Below are 1,013 nucleotides of genomic sequence, written 5' to 3'. Positions count from 1 at the left end.
CAGCATGCATGTCCTCGACGCCGACCGTGCCCACGCGAGAAAGAGGCCTGGGGTTTTCATTACGCCGATGTCTCGGCGGAACTGGCGACGATCTGGCATTTCCCCGACGCCATGGCCAACGCGCTGCGTTCCATTCCCGATCCGCTGGCGGCCGGTCGCCTGGAACGCAGCGCAGGCTGGGTCCACCTGGGCGCCTGGGCGGCCCGGATCGAGGTGCTCCAGCTCGATGACGCCGCCGCGCAGGCCAGCTATCCCCTTGCGCTGGCCAAGAAGCTGGGCGTGGACCCGGCCTGGCGACCGCTGCTGGTCAATCATGCCGCCGACAAGGCCGAGCGTGCCATGCCGACCTTCGGCGAACTTTCTGCCGGACTGGATGCGATGCTGGAATAAAGCGCGCCTGACCCCTCAGGTCGCGCAGATACTGCAGCTATGCCCCTTGCAATTGTGCAGCACGCTGCTGCGCCCCGCGCCCGCGTGCGTGCCGGGACCGGTGGCGCCCTGCCCGGCCAGTTGCTCGGCACCGTTGCGCGGCTGCCAGCGATACTTGACCTGCAATCCCACATGGCCACCCGTGGGCATGGGCGAGGCAGCCGTCTGCTGTTTGCAGTAAGGACAGGGAGTCTGCCCATGCAGTCCCTGCAGCGGGATGAGTCGCTCGAAGATACCTTCACAATGGCTGCAACGGATGTCATACAAAGGCATGTCGGCCTCCTCCAGAATGGCTGGCAAAAAAACCGGCCAGGCCGATGCCCGGCCGGTAACACACACGTCACTACGAACCACGAAAACCGCTAGGCCTTGCGCCCCCAATAGGACTTGTCGTTCAACATGCCCTTGGGCGTGATGTCCTGGTCGAAGATCGAGGTCGGCAAGGCCACCGTGCAGGCGCAGTTGGGGATGTCGACGATGCCGCCGATGCGCCCTTCCACCGGTGCTGCGGTCAGCAGCATGTAGGCCTGGCTGCCGGTGTAGCCGAAGTGGGTCAGGTAGTCGATGGCCTCAGGCAGGCCGGC

2 protein-coding genes and 1 pseudogene are annotated in these 1,013 nt (G+C 65.4%); 1 reads left to right on the top strand and 2 read right to left on the bottom strand.

Going from position 1 to position 1,013, the window contains the following annotated elements; all coding sequences use genetic code 11:
• Positions 1–390: pseudogene (locus I5W_RS05435) on the top strand (HDOD domain-containing protein); the annotation flags it as partial.
• 15 nt (positions 391–405) lie between these two features.
• Here the strand turns inward: I5W_RS05435 and I5W_RS05430 are convergent.
• Both I5W_RS05430 and I5W_RS05425 read right to left on the bottom strand, forming a co-directional pair.
• Positions 406–702 carry a zinc ribbon domain-containing protein gene (locus I5W_RS05430; RefSeq protein ID WP_044528480.1) on the bottom strand — a complete coding sequence of 99 codons (297 nt, stop codon included), beginning with the start codon at positions 700–702 and terminating at the stop codon, positions 406–408.
• Positions 703–791: 89 nt separating this feature from the next.
• Positions 792–1,013, bottom strand: a 222-nt coding sequence (locus tag I5W_RS05425; protein WP_044528479.1) for an acetamidase/formamidase family protein, incomplete at its 5' end; no start/stop codon positions are given.

It is taken from the genome of Herbaspirillum sp. B65, from assembly GCF_000333555.1.
Lineage (GTDB): Bacteria > Pseudomonadota > Gammaproteobacteria > Burkholderiales > Burkholderiaceae_D > Herbaspirillum > Herbaspirillum rubrisubalbicans.
This window is presented reverse-complemented; position numbering and strand designations above follow the sequence as displayed.